This window comes from Legionella resiliens, from assembly GCF_021344005.1.
GTDB classification, from domain to species: domain Bacteria; phylum Pseudomonadota; class Gammaproteobacteria; order Legionellales; family Legionellaceae; genus Legionella; species Legionella resiliens.
The window spans coordinates 50,548-76,539 of record NZ_JAJTND010000004.1 but is presented as its reverse complement, the minus strand read 5'-3'; the positions used below and the strand labels follow the sequence as shown (position 1 = coordinate 76,539).

Sequence of the window (25,992 nt, the reverse complement as noted above, 5' to 3'; positions counted from 1 at the left end):
GGCTTCTGCAAAGCACTTGAAGAGTATCATGATTACAATAATATTTTAATCTTCTGAGCTTCAAATTTAGAGTGTGAGATTTGAATGTAGTGTTTGCAACTGAGCAATTCTGCATATTGCAGAGCAGCTACTGCATTATTTAATATCTCTTTTGCCAGATCAGGGGAATCTTCCATAATTAAAAAAGCGGCGGTGCTCATCTGTACTGAAGCCATATGGAGTTTATTGGAGCAGACATTTTTTTCCTGATTCTCTGCTAAAGAGATGATGACTCGCGACAACTCGTAGCATTGGTTGGCCAAAAATTCTTTACTTGGCCCGGCCTGCACATTCATGCTGAATACAATTAAACTTAATATTAACGCTCTTGTTGAAATTATTTTAACCATAGATACTCCTGTAAGTTGCTCAATAAACCTGTTTTATTTCACACAATCCTATGCATGAAAAATAAGTTCTACTTTGAGAAAAAGAAACCTCCTTATTAAACGCTACTGATGCAATGACGTTGAAGCTTTGGTGAAACGAAGTGTAACCCGGCTTGGGTTTCCGGGTTACGATTAAAGTCATTGATCTTAGTGCTTAACCGTTTTGTCCTTGATTAAGCAAAAGCATTAATTCCTGTAATATGTTTTCCCAGTACCAGAGTATGGACGTTATCCGTACCCTCGTACGTAAATACTGATTCCAAATTAAGCATGTGGCGAATCACATGGTATTCAAGACTGATTCCGTTTGCTCCTAATAGATTCCTGCATTTTCGCGCAATGTTCAATGCCTCACGGCAAGCATTGCCCTTAGCAAGGGAAATCATCACTGGATTCTCACGATGTTTATCTTTTATTCGGCCTATCTGTAAATTAAGACATTGTGCCTTAAGAATTTCAGTATACATATCTGCCAGGTCTTTTTGAATAAGCTGGAAAGAAGCTAATGGCTTGTTGAACTGTTTACGCTCTAACAAATAGTCGCGGGTAATATCAAAACATGCCATTGCAGCACCCAGAGCCCCCCAAGCAATTCCATAGCGTGCCTGACTTAAACAACTTAAAGGTGCGCCTATACCCTTTTCACTACCGGGGAGATAATTTTCGTCAGGTACAAACACATTATCAAAAACCAATTCCCCAGTAATGGAGGCGCGTAATGACATTTTTAATTTGATTTCAGGACGGCTTAATCCTTGAGAGTTCGTATCCACAATAAAACCACGAATACCTTCATCGGTTTTTGCCCAAACAATCGCGATATCAGCGATTGGTGAATTGGTTATCCACATTTTTGCGCCATTCAAACACCAGCCGCCCTTAACTTTCTTCGCGGTAGTTCTCATACCCGCCGGATCCGAGCCAAAATCAGGTTCGGTCAAACCAAAACAACCAATGATCTCGCCTGTAGCCATTCCTGGTAAAAAACGCACGCGTTGTTCTTCCGAACCATAACGAAAAATAGGATACATGCATAAGGAACTTTGTACTGAGACAAAACTGCGTAATCCACTGTCACCGCGCTCAAGTTCCTGACACACTAAACCGTACGCTACATAAGATGCTTCAGCACCGCCGTATTCTGCAGGCAAAGTCAAACCTAATAAACCTAATTCTGCGGATTTTCTAATAAGCTCGCGTGGAAATTGAGCATGTTCAAAAGACTCAACCATCAAAGGCATTACATCGTTGCTGACGAAACGCGCTACGCTGTCACGTATCATGCGCTCATCACCATTCAACTGCTCATCAAGAAACAACAAGTCGTCCACTTTCTTTCTCCCTTTTATCAGACTGTAACGCAATTACGGCTTCAATAATACTTTCTTTACTGGGTAACAAATATTGCCATGCATTACCCAAGGGAATAAAGCAATCTTTACCGGTAATTCGTTTGATTTTCAACCTGGATGAGGCTTCTTCTAACAATAAAGTCATCAAGCCCTCGCTCACTGAACCACTTTGCCTGCCTTCATCCACAATGAGTACCTGTTTTGCTTTGGCTAATTCTTTCAAAATTGCTTTAACCGGCAAGGGACTAAGCCAACGCAAATCCACTATTTTCACAGAAATGCTGTGTTCTTCTTGCAGTACCGCTGCCGCTTGCCGCGATAAATAATACCCATTGGCATAGGTTAAAATAACCGTTGCCCCTTCGCCAAACACGCCTACTTCACCTGGTGCAATCATGGCATCTGGGGCTGGATAATTAAAAAGCCATCCGTTATCGCCAGGTACATGCAAGTCTTTAGTCATATATAAAGCAATAGGCTCTAAAAAGACAACCACCCTTCCTTCTTCATAAGCCAAACGCATGCACGTACGCAACATTTTTGCAGCATCGGGCCCATTTGAAGGACATGCGACAATCACTCCTGGCAAATCGCGTAATACAGCAATCGAGTTATCATTATGGAAATGGCCGCCAAATCCTTTTTGATACGCCAATGAGGCGATACGAAGGACCATAGGATTTTGATATTGGCCGCTGGAAAAAAAGGATAATGTGGATGCTTCACCACGTAGCTGGTCTTCTGCATTGTGCAAATAAGCCAAAAACTGAATTTCCGGAACGGGAATAAACCCATTGTGCGCCATGCCAATTGCAGTGCCTATAATTGTCGTTTCATCCAAAAGAGTATCGAATACCCGGCGTTTTCCAAAACGGGCTTGCAGATCAGCAGTCACTCGATAAACACCCCCCTTTTTGGCCACATCTTCACCAAATACCACCATATTGGGGTATTGCAGCATTAAATCAGTCAACGCAAAATTAATCTGCTGACATAAATTGCGTTTTTGGGATAACTGTGAGAATGCGTTCGCAAAGACCTCTGTCCGCCTTTCCTCACTAGGTAGAGGAAACGGTTGTTTTTTAGGCATGCTAGGAATTAACGAAGACATTACTGCTTCAGCACTGGAAAGTTTGGGTTGTCTTATCGCATCTACCGCTTTTGCTTCAATTAAATCTTTATTATTCCGATAAAGACTCAGCATGTCTTGAACAGTCATCCAACCTTCGCGATAAAGAATACCGGCTGTATGCAATAAAGGATCTTGAGCTTCTCTGGCTTCGATTTCAGCGGGTGTACAATATTGTGACTCAATATCAGAACCGGCATGACCCAATAAGCGCACACAACGCATATGCAAAAAAACAGGTTGTTTTTTTACACGGGCCAAATATTCTGCTTCTTGGGCACTCGCAAACGCATCAGCGACATTCAAGCCATCACAAGCAATATAATGCAATCCAGGTCGAGCTCGAACTGAACGTTCTATCCAATCCGATGGCGTAGGTACTGAAATCCCAATTCCATTGTCTTCACAAATAAACACAATGGGTAACGGATAATTTTGTTGCGAAATCCATGAGCAAGAATTTAAAGTGGCTTGCGCCGAAGCATGATTCGTTGATGCATCACCAAAAGAGCAAATGATGACTGAATCTGGATTTAAGTGGCTATGAATGTTTAATTCTTTTGCTCGCGTAATTGATAACGCAGCGCCCAAAGCCTTGGGTAAATGGGAAGCAATTGTTGATGTTTGCGGCGGAATATTTAAAGGAACACTACCAAAAACTTTATGGCGTCCTCCTGAAATCGGATCAGTTGCGGCAGCAACTAAAGAAAATAAGATATCTCTAACACCATCTACACCGGGTAATTTCTTGGCACGTTGTAAATAAAAAGCCCCACTTCGATAATGCAAAAATGCCATATCGTCTGGGCGAAAAACCTGCCCCCAAACCGCATTACCTTCGTGTCCACTGCTGCCTATAGTATAAAAAGACAAGCCTTTTTCCTTAAGCTGTCTGGCAATCAAATCAAGAAGGCGTGATTTAATTTGCGAATCAAAAAGCTCTATGGCAGTTTTTTTATCCAATTCCGCCGTTTCCGGACTCATTGTACTCTTGGGTTTTGGGAAGTCCGCTTGCTCTACTCGCTTTAAAAATTGCTCATCAACTATAATGGTCCTGTCTAACATCACTACATCCTGTTGAGTATTTTCTATGAAGAGATGATGAGTATATACTGATTCAAAATGAACAGGAAGAATCAGTTTGTATCCTCGGCTAAAAGGCATATTGGTGCTGATAATTTTCCTATTTATATCGCCTGGGAGCTGGGGTGATTGCCCTCTGGATAATCCCGGGGATTGGCTTTTAGCATCCCGGATGGAACACCTTAGATATGATCAAATCTTGAGATAAATGAACAAATAATCTACACTTCCTTGTGAAAGCATCCATTAAAGGGGACTTCATAATGAAATGGATTATTCTGTTGGGAAGTGTTGTTTTGGCTGGATGTTGTTGTACCAGTGGTGTTACATACTACACACCAGCCTATACACCGGTTTATGCACGAACAGTTACCTATAGGCCGGTTGCTGTCAGACCAGTTGTCACACCTGTTGTTACCCGTGTTGTGACACCTGTTGTTCAACCGGTAACGGTTTATTCTTACCCAGTGGGACCTCTAGATGTGACAACAACAACTATTGATTTTTACTAATTAAAAAAATGCATCCTGGGTGAAGGCTTAACCGTAACCCAGGATTTCTAAGGTATTTACTTGCTTACTACGTCCCACGGCTTGTTCACGGGATCTAGAAGTTTGCAATAAAACTGGATCTCGCGGACAAGCCGCGGGACGTAGGAATGGGATGATGAAAAACGGACAATCCCTCAGGGTTGTTTCGCAAAAAATCTTTCTTCGCACGTTCATTTCTAGTCTGACCTGAGGGAGCGTCAGTATTTTTGATAAGAAACCCTGATGTATGCCATTTTCAATAAACATTCTACTTGCTTACTACCTCCTACGTCCCGCGGCTTGTTCGCGGGATCTCGAACTTTGCAATAAAACTGGATCCCGCGGACAAGCCGCGGGACGTAGGAATAGGATGATGAAAACTGATGATCCCTCAGGTCTGTTTGACTCTAATCCGCATCTTCCTTGGAAGAGTAACCACACCCCTCTTGTGGGCAAAGAATTTGCCGGCCAAATTTTTTGCTTTCTTTTACCGTCAATATTGGCCAATTACATTTTGGACAGGGTTGGTTAATCGGTTCATTCCATAAGGCATAATCGCATTTAGGATAATTACCGCAGGAATAGAAAATCTTTCCCTTCCTTGATTTACGTTGCAAAATTTTTGCTTCATGGCATTTGGGGCATTCCACGCCAGTATCAGCTGGTTTTTCAATAGGCTCCATATGTTTGCATTGCGGGTAATTGCTGCAGCCTATAAAACGGCCATAACGTCCTGTTTTGACATGTAAGGAACTGGAACATACTGGACAGACTCTTCCCTCAACAACTTCGGGTTCATTCTTTTCGTTATCCTGCCCCCCCATATCTTGAGTGTAATCACATTCAGGGTAAGCAGTACATCCAATGAAGCGTCCGCGTTTACCTAATCTTATTGACAGTGGTTTTCCGCATTTTGGACAACTTTCGTCCAGAACTTCAGAGGTTACGTCTTTACGCTGCACTTGTTGATCAGTGGTTTGAATTTGTTGCACAAATGGCTGCCAGAATTCTTCTAAAACTGGAATCCACTCTTTTTCACCGCGTGAAATAGCATCTAAAGTGTCTTCAAGCTCAGCGGTAAATTTATAATCTACATAACGTGTAAAATAACCGGTCAAAAAGCGATTCACGATACGACCAACATCTGTTGGAAAGAATCTTTTTTTATCAACAACAACATATTCGCGCTGCTGTAAAGTATGAATAATGGACGCATAAGTTGAAGGACGACCAATATCATATTCTTCCAGTGCCTTCACAAGTGTTGCTTCCGAGTATCTTGGTGGCGGCTCGGTAAAATGCTGATTGGCTAAGATGTCATCTACTTTGACTTTTTCACCAACAACCAATGGGGGTAATAATGAACCTTCATTTTCATCTTCTTTGTTATCATCACGACCCTCTTCATATACGGAAAGGAATCCGGGAAAAGTAATTGTAGAACCATTGGCACGAAAAATTATTCCTTCACCGCAGCTTAAATCTACAGCAACCGTATCCAATATCGCATCGGCCATTTGGCAAGCGACCGTACGCTTCCAGATCAAACTATAGAGTTTGTATTGATCTGCGGTTAATGATGCTTGCACCATTTCCGGTGAACGTTTAATCGATGTTGGTCGAATCGCTTCATGTGCTTCTTGGGCATTTTTTGATTTGGTCTTGTAAACTCTTGGGCTTTCAGGACAGTTGTCGGCTCCATAACGCTCGGTAATAAACTGTCGCGTTTCTTCTATTGCTTCTGCAGATAAATTAACCGAATCCGTACGCATATAAGTAATAAGACCGACTGTTCCTGTCCCAATGTCTATCCCTTCATACAATTGCTGGGCGACCATCATCGTCTTCCGAGCAGTAAAGCCTAATTTTCGTGCGGCTTCTTGTTGTAGCGTGGAAGTAATAAACGGCGGTGAAGGCTTACGCTTGCGTTGCTTTTTCTCAATTTGCGTAACCAGTAAATAACCTTGCGCCTGACGAATCAGATGCTCTTTGATTTGTTGTGCCTGATCTTCTTTGGTTATCGTAAATTGCTGTAATTTTTCATTTTTATAATGAGTCAAACGCGCTTCAAAGGATACCTTTGTATGCATGCATTGAGCTAAGATTTTCCAATATTCTTGAGCTATAAAACGCTCAATTTCCTCTTCTCGTTCGACAATAAGCCGCAAAGCCGGGCTTTGTACGCGCCCTGCAGAAAGTCCTCTTCTAACCTTCTTCCATAACAAGGGAGATAAATTAAATCCCACTAAATAATCCAATGCCCGTCGTGCTTGTTGGGCATTCACTAAATCCATAGAAATAGAACGTGGATGATTTATTGCATCCTGAATTGCTGATTTGGTAATTTCATTGAAAAAAATCCGGTGGATGGGTTTATCTTTGGTTAGATTTTTCTCTTTCATTAATTCATAAATATGCCAGGAAATCGCCTCGCCTTCACGATCAGGGTCCGTTGCGAGCAGTAAGGAATCTGACTTTTTGAGCATTTTTGCAATGGTTTCGATGTGGCGTGAATTCTTTTCAATGGGCACATACGTCATTGCAAAGTGCTTATCGGGATTGACCGAACCCTTGCGGGCTGGCAAGTCACGGACATGTCCATAAGAGGCTACTACCTCATAATCACTACCCAAATATTTTTGAATTGTCTTCGCTTTGGCGGGTGACTCAACGATCACCAAATGTTTACTCATAGTAACGTCAACCTTATCCTTTTCACTTCATCCCTTAGCACCGGGAATGACCGAACCTGAAGAAAAGTACGGCCCATTGGCGCTGAAAATGAAATATCACCAACTTCTAGTAATATAGGTAATATACTCAAGAAAACTCCAAAAAACTCTCTTTAACCTATTATTTTTACGTTCCAGAACAAAAAAAACAAATCGTCTAGAACGAGCATTTTGAAGTTTCTTGGGCATAGATGATTTTTTTAATGTAATGTCAATTCATCTTCTGATTGATAAAGAACTAAATCCAGAAAAGCAAGCTGTTCTTCATTCAATGAACTCGCCAAGGCATTTCTTATGGTCCATTTAGTCTCTTGAAGAGTTACGATACGGGATTCAGAAAATTGTAATTGATTCATAATCATTTCAAACGATTCTGGATTAAGAATTTTCCATAATTGCATACGCATGAGAAATTGATAACTGGCCTTAGTCAGTTTCATTTGCTCGTCATAAGTAAAAATTCGTGTGGAGGTGTGCTCTTGCAACTTCAAATGCAACACTTGTTCCTCTGAAGCCTCAATATCTTCTCCACTAAGTTGTTCCGATGCATCCTGATCAGCGGTTTTATGGCTTTTTTGCAGCTGGGTAAGACTTTTTTCAAATAAACTCAATAACATTTCAAATAAGTTATCTTTCATATACTAACACCTCATATAGCCACCGGGCACAGAAACTACAGCCCCATTTAATTCTAATTCTGCAAGCTCACTAAGGACTTGCTCAACGGTGCATCCACTACGTAAAATGATCTGATCAACAGTTGTCATTTCAAAGCCAATGAACTTTACTAGGTTTTTATTCCCGCTGGCAAGAGGTAAAATAGCTTTATCAGCTGTTTGTTGTTCTGAATCAATCTGTAACTCCTCGAGAACATCAACAACTGAGGTAACTAATTTGGCTCCTTGCTGTAACAGGTAATGGCACCCTCGAGCCAGAGGATTGTGAATGGAGCCAGGGATTGCTAAAACATCCCGGTTTTGTTCCAAGGCCATTCGTGCTGTGATTAACGAACCACTTTTGATTGCCGACTCAACAACCAAAGTGCACAATGATAAACCACTTATTATACGATTTCTTCTAGGGAAATGTCCAGCGATCGGTGGACTTTTTAAGGAAAATTCGCTCACTAACAAACCATTTTGAGCAATTTGTTGCGATAATGCCTTATGCCGATGAGGGTATATTCGATCGATTCCCGTACCTAAAACCGCTATTGTTTGCCCTCCTGCCTCCAAACATCCTAGATGAGCCTGGGCGTCCACACCTAGTGCCAAGCCACTTACAATAGTAACGCCATGGGATGCGATTGCTTTTGCAAATTGCCGTGCGTTTTCACTCCCAGTTACAGTAGGATTGCGACTACCTACTACAGCTAATGTAGGTTGCTTTAAACAGGAAAGCTGTCCTTTTGCATATAAAACGATAGGAGGATCCGTAATTTCTTTCAATAAAGAGGGATACTCAGGCGAATCCCAAGTGAGTATATGATGATCGTCTGCAGCCTCCAACCAGCTGAGATCTTCTTGCACTAAGCTCAAATCAAAACCAGCTATCGTTTGTGCCAAAGCAAAGGGTAGACCTGCTTGTTCCAGCTCAACTGCTGAAAGCTGGAACATTTGTTGTAAATCAGGCCAACGCTTTTGTAGTTTGCCTGCCGTACGCGGCCCCACTCTTTCCATTCGGTTTAATGCGAGGTAACAGGATAAATTATTCATGGGTTGGCCACTAAATTTAATAAATAAATAGGTCGGGTTGAGCGAACGATTAAAGCAAAACTGCTTTTAGTAAACACACGGAAAATCAAAACCTCGCCAACGCGTTCGGGAGGCAATCGAATAGGGTATAGTTTATTTTTGGGATCTCTGACTGTACGTGATTTTTTATAGATTGCCAGAACATCCCCTGCTTCGAGCCCATCTCGAGCACCTAAACTAACCACGACCACGCCGCCAATAGCCCCTTCGACACTCCCCCCAGACATGGCATTAGGCATATCAATAATAAATCCCTTGACACGGAATAGGGGCGCTTTGGGTACAAAATTCAAATTAAATTCAGAGCTATTATTAATCATTACACTATCTTCTACTTTAACTCCTTCATTAATGGTGGTTAATAAAATAGTGGCAGGCTCCCCCCCAGCAAGCAACTCCGCATTAGCTACCAAATTCGCTCGATATCCCAAAAGTTCTTTAGTTAGCGGATGTACATAATCTTTCCCGCCTCTAAAAACAGAATAGGCAGGAACTCCTCTTACAGGCAATACTCGTGAAGGATGCAATCCTTTGACATAAGCTTTATCCCCTTGCCCAGCCAACATGTGTTCTCCTATTAGAGATACAATGTAAGGAGCTCGATTGATAACATCTTGGTCCAATATAAGCGACTCATTTAAAAAAGGTTTAATCTCGTTTAAAGGAATTGCAGGAATGGGGTCATCTAAAGGTAAGGGACGAATATTGGGTGATAATTTTATGGTGCCATTCGATAGTACTTTGATATAGGGTCTGCTTCCAGAATAGGCTAGAATCAGAACTGCTCCCGGATATAAATGATGTGGATTTTTTATCTTTGGATTCGCCTGCCAAAGTTCCTTCCACTCCCAGGGATTATCTAAATAGCGACCTGCTATACCCCATAAAGTATCACCATGTTGAACCACATACCGCTCTGGGGCATCTGATTTTAAGCTCAAAGCATAATTCAAATTGGAGAAAAAAAAGAAGAATATAAGGAGAATAAATCTCATTAGAGTCAATCCTTTGTTGGAATATCTTGCAGCCTTACAATATATGAAGGATAATATTAGCATGATTTTTGTGTAGAGAACCAGATAAACAATGGCTATTCATCCAATTCTATATTTACCTGACCCTCGATTAAGAGCGGTTGCAAAACCTGTTGTTCATTTTGATGACAAATTGCAAATATTAATTGACGATATGTTTGAGACAATGTATGACGCTCGTGGCGTTGGTCTTGCTGCACCTCAAATTGGTATTAGCCTGCGTTTGTCGGTGATTGATATTGCAGGCGACAAACAGAATCAACTGGTGATTATCAATCCTGAAATCATTGCATCAGAGGGCGAAAACAAATTTGAAGAGGGCTGTCTTTCTGTTCCCGGAGCTTACGATACGGTTATACGTGCAGAAAAAGTTACAGTCAAGGCTTTGGATAGAAAGGGTAACCCTTATGAGATTAAAGCCGAAGGCTTGCTCGCTGAATGTTTGCAACATGAAATTGATCATATGAATGGTAAACTGTTTATTGATCTGCTTTCTCCATTAAAAAAAGCCATGGCTCGTAAAAAATTGGATAAATTTAAACGTCAACACGCACGTAAATAATGTCTGTGGTAGAACACAAAACTAAAAAGTAGTTTATTGTTAAATAATAAACTTTTATAAACTTCCTACGTACTGCGCATTATGCGCCGGTATCCAGAACACTTTTTTGGGACACACTCCCGGGTTCTTTTTTAAAATAAGACCTCTGGATAAAAGTACGTAAGGTGAGAGCATTGCGGGGTATTTCTGAAATAATACACTGCATTTTTTTCACAGGCTTTTCATTCAAGACGCGTCTCTTAAAAGCGCTCCTTGTTCGAGGTGAGTAGTTATCATGAGTCGATTGAACATTGTTTTCGCTGGAACACCAGAATTTGGTTTGCCTTGCCTGAGTGCACTACTGCATTCAACACATCATATTCAAGCGATTTATACTCAGCCAGACCGTCCTGCTGGGCGCGGTCGAAAACTACATGCTTCTGCGGTGAAAGAATGGGCATTAAACCATCAAATCCCAGTCTATCAACCCTCCAACTTCAAAAATCCTGAAGCAATCGCAGAGCTTGCAGCATTAAAACCGGATGTCATCGTGGTTATCGCATATGGATTAATCTTGCCTAAAGCAGTTCTGGAAATTCCCCGCCTGGGCTGTATTAATGTGCATGCTTCCTTATTACCTCGTTGGCGTGGTGCCTCCCCCATTCAATCGGCCATTCTTCATGGCGATACAGAATCTGGGGTAACGATTATGCAAATGGATGCCGGCATGGATACCGGTGCGATGCTGCGTAAAATTACCTGTCCAATAAGTACATCAGAAACCGCACAAAGCTTGCATGACCGCCTGGCAGAAATCTCCGCACAACCCTTACTGCAAACCTTAGATGAATTAGCGGCTCAAACCGCAAAATCTGAAACTCAGAATAATGAATTAGCCACCTATGCCAGCAAAATTAACAAAGAAGATGCACACATTAACTGGCAGCAAACTGCAGTAGAAATCGATCGAAAAATTCGCGCATTCAATCCTTGGCCAATCGCTTACACACACTTAGGTGAAGAAATTTTGCGGATCCATCAAGCCAAAATAGTAGCCCTACCCTTTTCCCAAACACCGGGTACTATAGTCAGCATCGATAAAAAAGGGATGCTGATTGCCACCGGAGAGCAAGGTTTGCTCGTAGAACGAATCCAGCTTCCAGGCGCTAAAGTGATTTCCGTAGCAGATTGGTTAAATTCCTCCAAATCACAGGTACACGCAGGATTTGTGTTTTCATGAACAAGAATGAACGACTGCATGCCTTAAAAATTTTAACTCGCCTACTCACTGAAAAATCATCCTTATCCCAACTCATGCCTGCATCAGCTGAAGTCACCCCAATGACCAAAGAGATTTGCTTTGGCTTTTGTCGTCATTATTTTCGTTTACACGCTATAGCGGAATGCCTGCTGCAAAAAAAACCCAAAGAAGTGGATGTTTGGGTCGCGCTGCTTATCGGTCTTTATCAATTATACTATATGCAGCTACCCGATTATGCCGTAGTCAAAGAAACAGTTGCCTTACTTGAAAAAATCAAAAAACCATGGGCAAAAGGCTTGGTTAATGCTGTTTTGCGCAATTTTTGCCGTCAGCAAAAAGAAATTTTGGCACGTCTTAGTACTGATCCCTTATTCATTCATGGCCAACCCCAATGGTTACTGGAACGCTTGCAAGCAGATTGGCCTGATGACTGGCAATCCATCGCTCAAGCAAATGACATGCATCCCCCCATGACCTTAAGAGTTAACGTACAAAAAAATTCTGTTGCCGAATATTTACACGTTTTAAAGCGAGAAGGCATTGCTGCTGAACCTCATCCTGTAGCACCGGAAGGAATTAATTTAATTACGCCTTGCGACGTACGCCAACTCCCTGGTTTTGCAGAAGGATGTATTTCCGTTCAAGATGGTGCAGCACAATTAGCTGTTTCTTTATTGTCTTTAAAACCAGGGTTACGTCTTCTCGATGCCTGTTGTGCTCCTGGAGGAAAAACCTGCCATATTTTAGAAAAAGAACCTAATTTGTCGGCATGTATTGCTTTAGATGTTGATCCCAAGCGATTGAAACGTGTTCGAGAAAACTTAGACCGTCTTAATTTGCATGCAACATTAATAGATGGTGATGCTTTAGCTCCTGCCAAATGGTGGGACGGTCAACTTTTTGATCGTATTCTGCTGGATGCTCCTTGTTCTGCAACCGGTGTCATTCGACGCCATTCAGATATAAAATTATTACGTAACAGCGAAGAAATTGTTACTGTAACTAAAATCCAGAATAACATGCTCGATTGCTTATGGCCTTTGCTCACAAAAGGTGGTTTACTGGTTTACGCGACGTGTTCTGTGATGCCTGCCGAAAATGAGCAACAAATTGCAAATTTTGTTGCAACCCATCCAGACTGTACGATAATAAAAGAATACAGGATCAGTGGACATGCAACCAAGCATGGCCTGCAAATTTTACCCGGGGAACAAGGTATGGATGGATTTTTCTATGCTGTACTATTTAAGAGTAATTAACTCGTTTCCCATGTTAACTTGAACAGTTGGATTTGAGTGCAGGTTGTGAGAAAATTTTTCTAAGCAAGCGCAGCATACATCAGTATGTGAGCATTGATTGGCTGTTCACTGATTAGGCTGAGCGCTTATATTTAAGGATAATAAATGACAATCAATTGGCCGTTAATTATCGTTTTGTTCTGCTTATCCATCCCAGGTGTTGTCATTGCAATAAAACGATTAATTTATTTTTTATTACCAGATAATTCCGAAGAGCTAAAAAAACGGGCGAGTCGCTTCGCCATCTTGCAAACCCTATTTATGGTTTTGGTCCTGTGTATTGCAGGCGCTGTATTATCAAACACTACTGGCTTACATGCCACAATACTTGAAGAACTGTTACAGGGTACTGTAGGAATAAATGCATTACTTCCTATTTTATTACCTACTGTTTTGTATGCTTTTTTTGGATTGCTGGTGTTTTTGGTCCTTTACTATGGTGTTATTGCTCGCATCATGGATGAAAAAAACATGAAAATCATGACCAATCTACGCATGGCCCTTGGCCTCGATGGCTGTGTTCTTTATGGAGGTGTAGTAGAGGAAATCATAGCCCGATGGGGATTAATGAATCTTACTACCTTTTTCGCACTGCTCTTTACGAAACAATATCCTGTCTTAATCATTTGGATTTCAATTTTTATTAGTGGCTTGGTATTTGCAGTAAGCCAACTCCCCGCTTACCTCGCCGCCGGTTGTACCTCAAACCGTCGTTTTATTTATTCTCTAATTTTACTTAGCCTTTACCAATCTTTATTTTTTGGATATCTATTTTGGCAATATGGACTTATTGTAGCAATCCTTGCGCATATGTTGTTCCATTTAGGGTGGGCAGTATTTGATAATGTAAAAAAAACGTAAAGCCTATCCCTCTTAATCTTACCTTAACCTTGATCTTTTATCCTACAAGGGAATGAGTCAAAGTTAGGGGTAGGATATGTCTTCAAGTAATGAATTTGCTACGTTGGTAAATCAATTACACAGATCACCTAATGATCCTGTTTTAAAGCAAGCTGTGGTCCAACATTTACCTAAAATGATGGCTTTAGCTCAGGATAATCCTATGGCTTTATATCATTTAGCTCATATTTATCCACCAACATCTTCTCAGTACAAACAAACTATGCGCCAATCTGCTAATTTGGGGTGTACCAATGCAATGTTGGTGATGTGCCAAATATTGGGTAACTCAACGGAGCCTGACGATCTGAAAAAGGCAGCGCATTACGTAACGATGATTAATCGATCTGATGATTCATACATCAAAGAACAAGCGAAATTGCTCGTAGGTGAATATCCTCAATTAGAAAGAGCATTACAACACCAAGCGAAGCCCAATTTAAGTTACACTCTCGCTCAACGATTCTTTACACCACAAGAAAAAGAAGAATCACTGGAGCTTATGCAAACCGTAGCGTGCAAGTCCTGATTATCGTATTTGAAATCTAAAAAAACCGGAGCCTGGGTGAAACGAAGCAACCCAGGTAAAAGTTATTTAGTTTCTATTCAAATTGGATCCCTCCTACGCCCCGCGGACAAGCTCTGAGAGATGGTCACAAAAAGTGACCATCTCTCAGGCATAAAGCGCGGTACGTAGAGAAATTTAAAGCAGTACGTAGATAAACTTAAGTGGTACATGATAAATTCAAAAAACTGACGATCATTCAGGGTCTGTTTACCTGCGGTATCGTCAGTTTTGAGAAACCTCCACTAAATTTTTCGCCTACCTACCGCGCTTTATGCGCGGTATCCAGGGGATCTTGCTATAGAAATGCTCAGCGGCATCTTAAAATATCGTTCTGGATACCGCGCATAAAGCGCGGTACGTAGGAAAGCAGTACGTAGAGAAAACTTAAGTGGTACATGATAAATTTAAAAAACTGACGATCGTTCAGGGACAAGCTGCGGGGCGTAGGAGGAACGCTGACTGGTTTTTCAGCAATGCCTAGAAGATTGAAGCCTCGCAGGGAGGACAACCTTTTAGGCATAAGTGTAGAGAAACTTTAGAGGCACTTTACACAATCAAAAAACGAAAATTCTTTTGAATTTCATTCAAATCAAACTGATTCAAATACAAGGAAAAGCTCATCCATGCACTTAACGCTGCCAAATCTTGAAATGGAGGTGGAAGATAAACAGGATTAGTTAAAATCCCACGCTCTTTTAATTCGGTAAGTAAGGGTAAATCATCCAGTACCAATTTCCCGGTAAACAATAAGGGGATAGAGTCAACATGATTTCGACTGATCGCAAAACGGATGTAATTGTAAATTAATACAAAACCCTTAGCATAAGATAAATCTTTGGTAAAAGGTCCGCCCGTTGGCGTACTCCCCCTAAAGACACGTACCGATTGATTGTAACTGTCTTCTTCACTTAAACCGCATTCCATAAAATAATTATAAATATCCAGAAAGTTTGCCCCTTGCGTGACCATGTCTAGAGCAATCACGCGATTGGTAATCTTTAACATGCGGCTGGGGTATGAAGAAAATGTAACAACTTCCGTAATTACTGCCAAACCTTCTTGAATAACGCTGCTGGAAGGTGAGCCCTTGGAAAGAAAAAAACAATTGGGTTGCATCGAACCATTCAAGGTTGTTCCGACGTGCACCCAACCTTCATGTACTTCCAGATAACGAAGATCACGATCGCTGAACATTGCCTGTTGACTCAATTTAATGCTGTCCGCTCCAGCAGAAGCATCTGCGATCATATCGTCACTGACCATAACGGTTACTTTACCAGGATGCTTATCAAAAAACTGCCCTAAACGGGCTTGCAAAATTTCTTGAGCCTGTTGTGGTGTATAACGTTTTACATCAGCTTCAGACTGCAATTGAACACTAAGTCCGGTTAACACATCAAAGAGTAAAGTCCCCATTTCGGACATGCGGGGCCCGCCCGCATAGAACACATCGTTTGGGCTGCCATACAATTCCATTGCTAATTCAGAAAATGCAGGAGTACCTCGCACAGCGAGCATTTGTGTCGCTCGACTGTATTCTTCACACTGACGACGTATTAAACGAGTTAGGGTAGAATATTGTCCAAGTTGGTTTTGTGTATCGCGCAAAATAATACGAAACTCTTCTTGCTTGTCATGAACATCAAAAGGCAAAGGCTTTTTGCCGTAATATTCTTTATCAACAGCTGGAAGCTTTTTGCCTTTATTCTTAAAAAATTCCTTTTTTATTGTCTCATCCCATTTAATACTATCAAGAATCCTGATCTTGCGTTGCGCTTCCACAATACGCTGCGATAATTCCTGTATAATAAGCAACTCAGCTGATTCTGATGGTGTCATAATAAACCCCTTATGATACAGGTGGAGCCATACTTACCTGTGCATTCTGATTCTGTTGCGGCAAATCATAAAAACTACTGATATTTGTTCTCGTTAATGGCGGTGGAACTTCTAATGAGGGGCCATTACGACTACTGAGGTAAAGATGCTCACCATTACTGGCATAACGACTACACCCAGAGAACAAAAGCACAAAAAAAACAATAAAACTCAACTTTTTCACTTATATTAACTCCAAACTCTTCATTACCTTTTCCAATGGTTCATGATGTTCTTTAGATAAACGAGTTAACGGCATCCTTAATTCATTCTCCATTAACCCCATTCTGCTTGCTGCCCATTTTATTGCAATCGGATTTGTTTCAATAAACAATAATTCATATAGAGGCATTAGCTGTTCGTTTAAACGTAAACTTAAAGCATGATCACCATCTAAAGCTGAGTCGCATAACTTAGCCATTAATTTGGCAACCACATTAGCCGCTGCGGAAATATTTCCCTTAGCTCCAGACAACATCCAGGATGCAGCAGTAAAATCATCGCCACTAAATACATCGATGCTGCCTTCTGAAAGGCGTAAAATTTGTTGTAGCCGAGTCATCTGTCCCGTAGCGTCTTTTATTCCCACAATATTAGAAATCTTGGCAAGTCGCGCTACTGTTTCAGGCAACATATCACAAGCAGTTCGTGTTGGCACGTTATAAAGAATAATCGGTATGGCAACTGCTTTGGCTATTTGACTGTAATGCTGATACAAGCCTTCTTGAGTAGGTCTGATATAAGCAGGAGTCATAATTAATGCAGCGTGAGCTCCACATTCCATCGCTTCCTGGGTCAGTTGAATACAATCGCGTGTTGCATTCATAGCGGTACCTGCAATAACAGGAATTCGTTCTTTAGCCTGGTCTATTACTGTTTTTATAACCAACAGTTTTTCTTCGTGAGATAAAGTACCTGCTTCACCCGTAGAACCTGCCGCAACCAGAGCATGGCTACCCATCTCAATATGGAACTCAACCAACTCCCGTAAACACGGCACATCAACCTGATCATTTTTCATGGGAGTTAATAAAGCTACAATGCTTCCTTTAAACATAAGGTCCCCTATTTTTATAATTCTTATGTTAATACTACTGGAAAATGAAGGTCGGAGCAAAATCTGATATTTAAAAAAATGATTGTTAAAACAAATTATGTTCATTTATTTTGCATTAAATATTTTTTTTGTACTAAAATCATAGTGAAGATGAAGCAACCAGGATTTTCTTGTTATGAATATCTGCTTTATCAATGCAGGGATCCTGAAAACTATAAAAAGGAGTTCACTATGAAAAAAATTATCGCTCCCTTATTTTTTGCTGGTATATCGGCATTTATGCTGGGGGGTTGTACTGGTGCTCAAGTAGGTAGCGCTGCTGGTGGTGCTGCAGGAGCTGGTATAGGTTATGCTGCGACCGGAGGTAGTGCTGCAGGAACAATAATTGGCGCCGGAGCTGGAGCATTAGTAGGGAATGCAATTGGCCGAGAACAAGATAGACGATATTACTATCGTTCAGGTTACTATCCTAGTTACTATCGTTCTGGTTACTATCGTCCTTACTACTATTACTAATATCAATACAAATAAATACACCCTTAACCTCCAAAAGAGGTTAAGGGTTTTAAATTTTAATCAGTTAAGCCAAGTATATTTCATGTAAACGATAAAAATAAAAAATCTTAGTGAATAGAGGCAATATCAAATTTCCATTGCTATACTTTTATAAGAATTTTTAGATCAAGCGTAAGCGATTGATCATTCACTCAAAATAATACAAGGAATGTTAATCATGCGTTTAAAAAACAAAGTAGCAATAATCACCGGGGCTGCCAGTGGAATAGGTAAAGAAATCGCCTTGGTCTATGCAAAAGAAGGGGCTAAAGTTGCTATTGCTGATCTCAATCTGGAGCAAGCAAAGAGTGCAGCTGAAGAAATCAAGTCTAAGGGTGGAGAGGCTATGGCGGTTGCCATGAACGTCACCGATGAAAAAGAAGTTGATAAAGGCGTGGATGATGTTGCTAAATACTTTGGTGGCGTTGACGTTATGGTCAGCAATGCAGGGATACAAATTATTAGCCCTGTAGAACAATTGGCTTTTTCTGATTGGAAAAAATTAATATCCATTCAGTTGGACGGAGCTTTTTTAACAACACGCGCTGCATTAAAACATATGTATGCCTCCGGTAAAGGAGGAAGCATTATTTATATGGGATCAGTCCATTCCAAAGAAGCCTCTAAACTGAAAGCACCTTATGTCACTGCAAAGCATGGTTTGATTGGTTTATGTAAAGTAGTTGCCAAAGAAGGGGCAGCCCATAATGTACGAGCCAACGTCATTTGCCCAGGTTTCGTACGCACGCCTTTAGTTGATAAACAAATTCCTGAACAAGCTAAAGAATTAGGAATCACTGAAGAACAAGTCATTAAGAATGTTATGCTTAAGGATACAGTGGATGGAGAGTTCACTACCACGGACGACGTAGCGCAAACTGCTTTATTTTTTGCTTCTTTCGAATCAAATGCCCTTACAGGTCAATCGTTAATTGTTAGTCATGGGTGGTTCATGGAGTAAATTCTATGGCTCGGACGAATAAAGCTAAACCCCAAAAACAGCGGCATCACCATATTGCCTGCTGTTTTCAAGGCGGAGGCGCTTTAGGCGCCTATCAAGTAGGTGTTTTGCATGCTCTTGATGAAGCAGGTTATGATCCAACTTGGTTTGCTGGCACCTCAATAGGCGCGATTAATGCTGCAATTGCAGCTGGAAATCCACCTAAAGAACGTGTTGAAAAAATGTATCAATTTTGGGAGAGCATTGCCACACCTTCTTTTATCGAGAGTACCCTTCTTCCCAACGATGATGAGAGTCGAAAGGTTGAACATTTCTTATCCGCACAATTCGCATTGCTTTTTGGCCAGCCAGGTTTCTTTGCACCTCGCTTTCCTCCTCTTCTTATGGGGTATTATGATGCTCCCGATAGCTTAAGTTTTTACGATACTAGAAATTTAAAATCTACTTTAGAACAATTTATCGATTTTGATCGCCTCAATTCTAAAGAAACCCGGATAAGCGTTGGCGCTGTTGAAATCTGTTCGGGAGAAATGGTGTATTTTGATTCACAAGAGACAAAAATAAGGCCAGAGCATATTATGGCAAGTGGTGCATTGCCTCCTGGTTTTCCCGCTGTTGAAATTGATGGAGAATATTATTGGGATGGCGGGATTTCCAGTAATTCCCCAGCAACTTACGTATTATCGGTAAATCGATGTCCCCGAAACTTACTGTGTTTCGCGATTCATTTATTTGACTCTTATGGTTTGTATCCTACTTCATTAGATGCGGTAATGAAACGCAAAAAAGATATAGAATATTCAAGTCGTTTTGCCCAGGCAGTTGAAATGTATCAACAGATTCATGCGTTAAAAAATACCATTCATATTCTTTCACGCTATGTTCCTAAAGAGGAACGAGATAATCCAGAGCTAAAACTTTGTATTGCGCGTGGGCATCAATCTACGATTTCTTTGGTGCGCTTTTTATATGAACACGATGAAACCGAGTTTTCTTCAAAAGATTATGAGTTTTCCAGAAAAAGTATTTCGGAACGCATAAAAAATGGCTATCTTGATGGACAAAAAGCCATAAAAAAATCCCCTTGGGACCAGCGCGTATCACAAACAACGGGTATTGCTGTATACGACATGGCTCCCAATAAACATTTAAAAGAGGAGTCTGCAAATGAATGAAGCAGAGGTAATAACGAATGCTTTTGCCATGCCACTCATCAGTCCATCTTATGTTGAATATTCTCTTGAACAGGTTGACATTAAAGGGGCGTGGCAAGGACCAGCTCAGTTGCAATTAGCACATTATGCCTTGGCTCCGGTAGCTAATCTGCCCATACGACGTAGAGTAAGCGGTATACATTTATTAACGGCTCTCACCTTATGGTCGTGTTGTTCACGATTATCTTAAATAAAGAATTTGAACGATTTAAAAGGACTTGGAGATCGAATATAAATGTTAATTCTAATAGGCTATATAATTATATTACTCTGTGTTTTTGGCGGGTTCGCGCTCGCTGGGGGTCATCTTGCGGCGGTTTTTCAACCCATAGAATTGCTTATCATTGCCGGAGCAGCAATCGGATCGCTTATTGTTGCCAACAGTGCTACGGTGTTAAAATCATTGTTAAAAGCATTACCTAAAGTTTTTCGAGGTGAAAAATCAGTTAAGGAAAATTCCAGTGATCTATTAGGCTTATTATACAATCTGTTGAATAAGTCGCGGCAACAAGGACTGATGTCCTTAGAAACAGATATCGAAAACCCCGAAGAAAGTCCTATTTTTAATGCTTATCCTGCGCTCATGAAAAAGCATCATATCATTGAGTTCATTTGCGATTACTTAAGATTGATCATTACTTCGAACATACAACCTTTTCAGCTCGAAGCGTTAATTGATATGGAAATTGAAACGCATCATGAAGAAGAAATGATCCCGGCAAATGCCTTAGCAAAACTCGCTGATGCCATGCCTGCTTTCGGTATTGTTGCTGCAGTCCTTGGCGTGGTGCATACGATGGAATCGATCAATTTACCGCCGCCCGAACTAGGAGTACTCATTGCTCATGCTCTTGTAGGAACCTTTTTAGGTATTTTAATTGGTTATGGATTTGTCGGTCCTGTAGCTTCAGCAATGGAACATCATGCCAATCAGACTCAATTGATGCTGCATTGTGTAAAAGCCACAATATTAGCGAGTCTGCACAATAATCCACCTATTATTGCTGTTGAATTTGGCCGTAAAGTTTTGTTTTCTGCCCAACGCCCTTCCTTCACCCAACTCAATGAAGAAATTAAAAACTCCAAACCAGCAGCATCCTCATCCAGTTCTGGAGAAAATTCTGCTGCTGAAGCTACACCGAGCTAATGAGGTTAGAGTATGAATGAAAACAGCGGTAAAGGAAAAACTGGTCCAACCCCTATAATTCGAAAAATAAAAAGGAATAAGCACAAACTGCATGGGGGATCATGGAAAATTGCTTTTGCAGATTTTGTTACCGCAATGATGGCTTTCTTTTTGTTGATGTGGTTGATTGCTTCACTAAATAAAGCACAAAAAGATGGAATTTCCGAGTATTTTAAACAACCCATGAAAATAACTTTTTTTGGTGGTGAAAATGTGGGTAATCAGCAAATTAATCTTAAGGGCGGTGGGCCTAATCTCAAAGATACCAATGGGCAAGTTTCTAAAACCGAGCTCTCATCTGCACCAAATAAAAAACCGCAAAACATTCAGGTAATTCAATCCACTGAAAATGAGACGCAAAAACTCGAAGAATTAAAATCAAAAATTAATTTAAGTATCCAACAAGATCCTTCTCTTTCTGGTTTAAAAAATCAATTAATCATGGAAGTAGTAAAAAATGGGTTACGCATTCAATTAATCGATAATCAGAAAAAACCCATGTTCGACGTGGGTTCAGACATACTTAACCCGGGGATGGAACCGATGTTTACACAGATCGCCAATCTACTTAAGACAGTTCCCAATAAAATTACCATTGAAGGACATACCGATGCCCACCCTTACCATAACCCAGATGAATTAGAATATACCAACTGGGAACTCTCCACCCAGAGAGCCAATGCCGCCCGTCGTGCTTTGATTAAAGCAGGCTTGGATCCCGATAAAGTGATTCGTGTATCCGGTTTCGGATCAACTTTGCTTCTGAATACCAAAGACCCTTTCAGTCCAGAAAATCGACGAATCAGCATCATCGTCATTAAAAAAGGAGCTGAAAAAGAAATGATGAAGACGAAATAACCGCAGCAATGTAGCCTGGGTGAAGCGAAGCGGAACCCGGGTTACGGCTTCGCCTGCACCCGGGCTATATGTATCGATGTGCAACGAACTCTAAGCAACGGAGGCGTTCAGCATCCATCGCGCTTTTTCATGAGCAGCAATACGCTCACTAAGTAACGCTACCGTTCCTTCATCATCATGTTCCTGAGCAAGTTTTACTGCTTTGTTTAAATCTTTAACCAAAATCCCATGATCCTGAGCCAACTCGCTCACCATTTGATTCGCATTAATATTGGAATTGCCGTCTTCAATTGTTTTTAATTGATTCAATACAGTAAAGGTAGCAGGCGCCTTATGTCCCAAAATTAAAATTCGCTCTGCAATTTCATCCACCGCTTCTGCCAATGCTCTATATTGCATTTCAAACAATTCATGCAAGCTTTTAAACTGAGCTCCCTTAACATGCCAGTGATAATTTTGTGTTTTAAGATATAAGGCATAGGTATCGGCCAAAACCACTTCCAACTTTTTAATTATTGCTTCCATCATTACTCCTGACTTTATAATTCCCCATCATTGTGGACGATACATTGCAAAAATTCCAGGGCTTGTTCCCATTTCCGCTAGTCAATTGAATTTTTAATCAACGAATTAGGATTTATAATTAGTTTTTTATTCGGCAATTCTTCTGTGCTATACAACACTACCCCAATTGCCTGAAGGGCTTCATAATTCTTAACGACATTGCTTATTGTGTTAAAAGTTATTTTTTGTAACTATAAAGTTGGGGGTTCGTTAACTTATCGTTTGCTTGAGCCATCTTGCATCTAACTGATGAATTTCATCTTACAACGGAGTGTCTGGTATGCATCTTAGGTTAAAAAAAGTCGCGATCTTTTGTTTTTCGGCAGCAATACTCCCTGCTTACTCAGGTGATATGGGGCCTGTAACTTATAAAAAGAAGCAGGGTTTTTATGGAGTGGGACTTGCCACCTACAATGCATTTGATTTTAACCGAGCAGAGACTGCTTCCTTTTTTTCTCCAAATGCAATTACTCCACCAGCGGCTTCTATAGGCGATAATTGGGGATACTCCTTAGGAGTTGGTTATCGTTTCAATCCTTTTTTCCGAACAGATTTTCGAGTGCAAGGACTGCCAGACATTCATTTCTCAGTTACAGATGATGGAAATGAAACAGCTCATGGACGTATTAACACCTACACCTATATGATCAATGGCTATTTATCTTACCCCCTGAATCAACGAGTTGAGCCTTATCTCGGTGGCGGCGTAGGTGCAGCAACCTCAAAAACTAATACCATTTTTTGGCCCCTGGCGGTTCAACATGAATTTGGACGTACTATCACCCGCTTTGCATGGCAAGTTGGTGCAGGCAGTCTTTTTCGAGTGACGGAGCACTTAGACGTCGATATCAATTACAGTTATTTAACCATAGGTCAAACCACTAATAGCGGACAATACGATACCATAGCTTCAAACGGTGTCCCAGCCAATGGCGCTCCCACCAGGTTTTTGCGAGTCTACAGTAATCAATTGAGCTTTGGACTGAATTATCGCGTTTAGATTAATTGCTACTAATAACTCGTAATTAGACAAATCTAAGCTGCGTATATCCCATATATAAATCAGAAATCCAGTAATAAAAAACCCGCCATCAAGGCGGGTTTTTAAAGGAATAGGAACGAGAGAGGCTTACATCATGCCGCCCATGCCTCCCATACCGCCCATTCCGCCCATGCCGCCCATATCACCAGCAGCTTCATCTTTCTTTGGTAAATCAGCAATCATGCACTCAGTAGTCAGCATCAAACTTGCTACAGAAGCAGCATTTTGTAATGCCATGCGAGTTACTTTAGTAGGATCCAAAATACCCATGTCAACCATGTCACCAAACTCACCAGTGGCAGCATTGAAACCATAGTTGTCTTTGTTTTCAGATACTTTGTTTACAATGACAGAAGCTTCATAACCTGCGTTTGATACGATCTGGCGCATTGGCGCTTCAATAGCACGACGCAGAATGTTGATACCCATGTTTTGGTCGTCATTGTCGCCTTTCAAAGAATCCAGAGCTTTTTGTGCACGAATTAAAGCAACACCACCACCCGCTACAATACCTTCTTCTACTGCAGCACGAGTAGCATGTAATGCATCTTCAACACGAGCTTTCTTCTCTTTCATTTCCACTTCAGTAGCAGCACCCACTTTGATAACCGCAACACCGCCAGAAAGTTTAGCAACACGCTCTTGTAATTTCTCACGATCGTAATCAGAAGTAGTTTCTTCGATTTGAGCACGAATCTGAGCAATACGGCCATTGATTTCAGCAGCTTTACCTTCACCATCAATAATCGTGGTGTTTTCTTTGGTTACTACGATACGTTTTGCAGTACCCAAATCTTCTAAAGTAGCAGCTTCTAAGCTCTTACCAATTTCCTCAGAAATTACTTCGCCACGAGTCAGAATTGCGATGTCTTGCAACATTGCTTTACGACGATCACCAAAACCAGGAGCTTTAACAGCGCATACTTTAACGATACCACGCATGTTGTTTACAACCAGAGTTGCTAAAGCTTCACCTTCAACATCTTCAGCAATAATCAATAATGGACGGCCTGATTTTGCAACGCCTTCCAATACAGACAACATGTCACGAATGCTGGAGATTTTCTTGTCAACCAATAGAATATATGGATGCTCAAGCTCGCAAGTCATGTTTTGTTGGTTGTTGATGAAGTATGGAGAAATATAACCACGATCAAACTGCATCCCTTCAACAACAGATAATTCATTTTCAAGACCATTACCGTCTTCAACAGTAATAACGCCTTCTTTACCTACTTTATCCATTGCACTGGCAATAATAGAACCAATTGCTTCATCAGAGTTAGCAGAAATAGTACCTACTTGAGCAATTGCTTTATTGTCTTTGCAAGGCTTAGACATTGATTGTAATTTTTTGGTGATTGCAGTTACCGCTTTGTCAATACCGCGTTTCAAATCCATAGGATTCATGCCAGCAGCAATTGCTTTATAACCTTCAACCACAATCGCACGAGCCAATACAGTAGCGGTAGTAGTACCATCTCCAGCAGTATCAGAAGTTTTAGAAGCAACTTCTTTAACCATTTGAGCGCCCATATTCATGAAGCGTTGGTCAAATTCGATTTCTTTAGCTACAGACACACCGTCTTTAGTTACAGTAGGTGCACCATAAGCTTTTTCTAATACTACATTTCGTCCACGTGGACCCATGGTTACTTGTACTGCATCCGCTAATGCATTAACACCAGCTAACATTTGTAGACGCGCATCGTCACCAAAACGTAATTCTTTAGCCATTATCTCTCTCTCCTAATGAAACGATTACTTCTCAATTACACCCATGATGTCGTCTTCACGCATCACAACCACTTCTTTACCGTCGATTTTCACTTCGGTACCTGAGTATTTACCAAACAGAACGATATCACCCACTTTTACTGCCAAAGCACGAACGTCACCATTGTCTAATATCTTACCCGCACCAATAGCAATGATTTCACCGCGCATTGGTTTTTCAGTAGCGCTATCTGGAATAACAATACCACCCGCTGTGGTACGCTCTTCTTCCATACGACGAACAACAACTCGATCGTGTAAAGGACGAATTTTCATACTTTTATCTCCTGA

26 protein-coding genes are annotated in these 25,992 nt (G+C 40.9%); 13 read left to right on the top strand and 13 right to left on the bottom strand.

All coding sequences use genetic code 11. The features are described from left to right. Positions 1–32 precede the first annotated feature (32 nt). From LXO92_RS05820 to LXO92_RS05810, 3 genes are all read right to left on the bottom strand, one after another. Positions 33–389, bottom strand: a complete 357-nt coding sequence (locus LXO92_RS05820; RefSeq protein ID WP_182351790.1) for a hypothetical protein — start codon at positions 387–389, stop codon at positions 33–35. 212 nt (positions 390–601) lie between these two features. Further along, positions 602–1,759 carry an acyl-CoA dehydrogenase family protein gene (locus tag LXO92_RS05815; protein ID WP_232890557.1) on the bottom strand — a complete coding sequence of 386 codons (1,158 nt, stop codon included), beginning with the start codon at positions 1,757–1,759 and terminating at the stop codon, positions 602–604. Continuing rightward, positions 1,737–3,974, bottom strand: a complete 2,238-nt coding sequence (locus tag LXO92_RS05810; protein ID WP_232890906.1) for a dehydrogenase E1 component subunit alpha/beta — start codon at positions 3,972–3,974, stop codon at positions 1,737–1,739. Before LXO92_RS05810 ends, LXO92_RS05815 begins: the two co-directional genes overlap by 23 nt. Positions 3,975–4,273: 299 nt before the next feature. Here LXO92_RS05810 and LXO92_RS05805 point away from each other — a divergent pair, with 299 nt between their 5' ends. After that, positions 4,274–4,504, top strand: a complete 231-nt coding sequence (locus LXO92_RS05805) for a hypothetical protein (protein WP_232890556.1) — start codon at positions 4,274–4,276, stop codon at positions 4,502–4,504. Positions 4,505–4,929: 425 nt separating this feature from the next. Here LXO92_RS05805 and topA read toward each other — a convergent pair whose 3' ends face one another. The 4 genes from topA to LXO92_RS05785 form a co-directional block, all read right to left on the bottom strand. After that, on the bottom strand, positions 4,930–7,215 hold the full coding sequence (gene topA, locus LXO92_RS05800) for a type I DNA topoisomerase (protein ID WP_182351788.1): 2,286 nt from the start codon (positions 7,213–7,215) through the stop codon (positions 4,930–4,932). Between the two features lie 239 nt (positions 7,216–7,454). Further along, a complete protein-coding gene (locus LXO92_RS05795; RefSeq protein WP_182351787.1) occupies positions 7,455–7,892 on the bottom strand; it encodes a DUF494 family protein in 438 nt (145 codons plus the stop codon). Positions 7,893–7,895: 3 nt separating this feature from the next. Continuing rightward, positions 7,896–8,969 (bottom strand): DNA-processing protein DprA, encoded by a 1,074-nt coding sequence (gene dprA / locus LXO92_RS05790; RefSeq protein WP_232890555.1) that lies wholly within the window; start codon positions 8,967–8,969, stop codon positions 7,896–7,898. Beyond that, entirely contained in the window at positions 8,966–10,003 is a 1,038-nt protein-coding gene (locus LXO92_RS05785; RefSeq protein WP_182351785.1) for a LysM peptidoglycan-binding domain-containing protein, read from the bottom strand. Before LXO92_RS05785 ends, dprA begins: the two co-directional genes overlap by 4 nt. A gap of 91 nt (positions 10,004–10,094) precedes the next feature. On the opposite strand from LXO92_RS05785, the gene def reads away from it, so the two are divergent. From def to LXO92_RS05760, 5 genes are all read left to right on the top strand, one after another. Then, positions 10,095–10,604 carry a peptide deformylase gene (gene def / locus LXO92_RS05780; RefSeq protein ID WP_232890554.1) on the top strand — a complete coding sequence of 170 codons (510 nt, stop codon included), beginning with the start codon at positions 10,095–10,097 and terminating at the stop codon, positions 10,602–10,604. A gap of 274 nt (positions 10,605–10,878) precedes the next feature. After that, positions 10,879–11,823, top strand: a complete 945-nt coding sequence (fmt, locus tag LXO92_RS05775; protein WP_232890553.1) for a methionyl-tRNA formyltransferase — start codon at positions 10,879–10,881, stop codon at positions 11,821–11,823. Next, complete coding sequence (gene rsmB, locus LXO92_RS05770) at positions 11,820–13,103, top strand: 16S rRNA (cytosine(967)-C(5))-methyltransferase RsmB (protein WP_232890552.1); 1,284 nt, start codon at positions 11,820–11,822, stop codon at positions 13,101–13,103. Before fmt ends, rsmB begins: the two co-directional genes overlap by 4 nt. 144 nt (positions 13,104–13,247) lie before the next feature. Beyond that, positions 13,248–14,003, top strand: coding sequence for a CPBP family glutamic-type intramembrane protease (locus LXO92_RS05765; protein ID WP_182351781.1), 756 nt, complete (start codon positions 13,248–13,250; stop codon positions 14,001–14,003). A gap of 76 nt (positions 14,004–14,079) precedes the next feature. After that, a complete protein-coding gene (locus tag LXO92_RS05760; protein WP_182351780.1) occupies positions 14,080–14,571 on the top strand; it encodes a hypothetical protein in 492 nt (163 codons plus the stop codon). A gap of 585 nt (positions 14,572–15,156) precedes the next feature. Here LXO92_RS05760 and LXO92_RS05755 read toward each other — a convergent pair. Genes LXO92_RS05755 through dapA form a run of 3 tightly spaced genes read right to left on the bottom strand, consistent with a single transcriptional unit; the run spans position 15,157 to position 17,545 of the window. After that, entirely contained in the window at positions 15,157–16,449 is a 1,293-nt protein-coding gene (locus LXO92_RS05755) for a flavohemoglobin expression-modulating QEGLA motif protein (RefSeq protein ID WP_182351779.1), read from the bottom strand. A gap of 10 nt (positions 16,450–16,459) precedes the next feature. Continuing rightward, on the bottom strand, positions 16,460–16,672 hold the full coding sequence (locus LXO92_RS05750) for a hypothetical protein (protein WP_182351778.1): 213 nt from the start codon (positions 16,670–16,672) through the stop codon (positions 16,460–16,462). Further along, entirely contained in the window at positions 16,673–17,545 is an 873-nt protein-coding gene (dapA, locus tag LXO92_RS05745) for a 4-hydroxy-tetrahydrodipicolinate synthase (protein WP_182351777.1), read from the bottom strand. Positions 17,546–17,776: 231 nt separating this feature from the next. Here dapA and LXO92_RS05740 point away from each other — a divergent pair, with 231 nt between their 5' ends. The 6 genes from LXO92_RS05740 (at position 17,777) to motB (ending at position 22,319) form a co-directional block, all read left to right on the top strand. After that, positions 17,777–18,061 carry a glycine zipper domain-containing protein gene (locus LXO92_RS05740; RefSeq protein ID WP_182351776.1) on the top strand — a complete coding sequence of 95 codons (285 nt, stop codon included), beginning with the start codon at positions 17,777–17,779 and terminating at the stop codon, positions 18,059–18,061. 217 nt (positions 18,062–18,278) lie between these two features. After that, positions 18,279–19,061, top strand: a complete 783-nt coding sequence (locus LXO92_RS05735) for a 3-hydroxybutyrate dehydrogenase (RefSeq protein WP_232890551.1) — start codon at positions 18,279–18,281, stop codon at positions 19,059–19,061. Between the two features lie 5 nt (positions 19,062–19,066). Next, positions 19,067–20,236: a patatin-like phospholipase family protein gene (locus tag LXO92_RS05730; RefSeq protein ID WP_182351774.1), complete on the top strand. Its 1,170-nt coding sequence runs from the start codon at positions 19,067–19,069 to the stop codon at positions 20,234–20,236. After that, positions 20,229–20,465 (top strand): acetoacetate decarboxylase family protein, encoded by a 237-nt coding sequence (locus tag LXO92_RS05725; protein WP_232890550.1) that lies wholly within the window; start codon positions 20,229–20,231, stop codon positions 20,463–20,465. Before LXO92_RS05730 ends, LXO92_RS05725 begins: the two co-directional genes overlap by 8 nt. A 45-nt stretch (positions 20,466–20,510) precedes the next feature. Continuing rightward, positions 20,511–21,422 carry a flagellar motor stator protein MotA gene (gene motA / locus LXO92_RS05720; RefSeq protein WP_182351773.1) on the top strand — a complete coding sequence of 304 codons (912 nt, stop codon included), beginning with the start codon at positions 20,511–20,513 and terminating at the stop codon, positions 21,420–21,422. A 12-nt stretch (positions 21,423–21,434) separates the two neighbouring features. Next, on the top strand, positions 21,435–22,319 hold the full coding sequence (gene motB, locus LXO92_RS05715; protein WP_182351772.1) for a flagellar motor protein MotB: 885 nt from the start codon (positions 21,435–21,437) through the stop codon (positions 22,317–22,319). A 90-nt stretch (positions 22,320–22,409) separates the two neighbouring features. Here the strand turns inward: motB and LXO92_RS05710 are convergent, their stop codons facing one another. After that, a complete protein-coding gene (locus LXO92_RS05710) occupies positions 22,410–22,844 on the bottom strand; it encodes a Dps family protein (protein ID WP_182352748.1) in 435 nt (144 codons plus the stop codon). Positions 22,845–23,163: 319 nt separating this feature from the next. Here LXO92_RS05710 and LXO92_RS05705 point away from each other — a divergent pair, with 319 nt between their 5' ends. Continuing rightward, on the top strand, positions 23,164–23,883 hold the full coding sequence (locus tag LXO92_RS05705) for an outer membrane protein (protein ID WP_232890549.1): 720 nt from the start codon (positions 23,164–23,166) through the stop codon (positions 23,881–23,883). A gap of 129 nt (positions 23,884–24,012) precedes the next feature. On the opposite strand, the gene groL is transcribed toward LXO92_RS05705, so the two are convergent. Together groL and groES are read right to left on the bottom strand one after the other, a co-directional pair. Continuing rightward, positions 24,013–25,662 (bottom strand): chaperonin GroEL, encoded by a 1,650-nt coding sequence (gene groL / locus LXO92_RS05700; RefSeq protein WP_182351770.1) that lies wholly within the window; start codon positions 25,660–25,662, stop codon positions 24,013–24,015. Between the two features lie 24 nt (positions 25,663–25,686). Then, a complete protein-coding gene (gene groES / locus LXO92_RS05695) occupies positions 25,687–25,977 on the bottom strand; it encodes a co-chaperone GroES (RefSeq protein WP_019234809.1) in 291 nt (96 codons plus the stop codon). Positions 25,978–25,992: the final 15 nt, after the last annotated feature.